General features: G+C 60.6%; 1 pseudogene. It reads left to right on the top strand.

Features of this window, described 5'->3' with window-relative positions:
• Positions 1-625 (top strand): annotated as a pseudogene (locus tag G8E10_RS25725) (IS3 family transposase); the annotation flags it as partial.

A 625-nucleotide genomic window follows, 5' to 3' on the forward strand; every position in this document is an offset into this window, starting at 1 on the left:
GACCGGCAGGGGATCGTCATGAACCTGAAGAAGCTTCGGCGTCTCTACCGGGAGGAGAAGCTGACGGTGCGCAAGCGTGGCGGCCGAAAGCGGGCCTTGGGCACGAGACGTCCTCTGGCTTTGCCGTTGCGTCCGGGCGGGCGCTGGAGCCTGGACTTCGTCAGCGATGCCTTCACCGACGGTCGCCGCTTTCGGGTCCTGGCCGTCGTCGACGACTTCACCCGAGAATCCCTATGCCTGGTTGCCGATACATCCCTGTCAGGCGCAAGGCTTGCCCGCGAACTGGACAGTCTCATCGCCAGACGCGGAAAACCGAGGACGATTGTCTCGGACAACGGGGGGATATGACCAGCATGGCCATCCTCAAATGGTGCCAGGAGACCAAGGTGGAATGGCATTACATCGCCCCCGGCAAGCCGATGCAAAACGGCTTCGTCGAAAGCTTCAACGGCAGCTTCCGCGATGAGTGCCTGAACGAGACGCTGTTCTCGTCGCTCGCTCAGGCCCGCGCCGCAATCACTGCATGGAAGGAGGATTACAACAGAAACAGACCGCACTCGTCGCTGGGCAACATCACCCCCAACGAGTTCGCAATGAAAATAGCTATGGAAAAACAGGCCGCATG

The sequence above is a fragment of the Ferranicluibacter rubi genome (genome assembly GCF_011603255.1).
GTDB classification, from domain to species: Bacteria; Pseudomonadota; Alphaproteobacteria; order Rhizobiales; family Rhizobiaceae; genus Ferranicluibacter; species Ferranicluibacter rubi.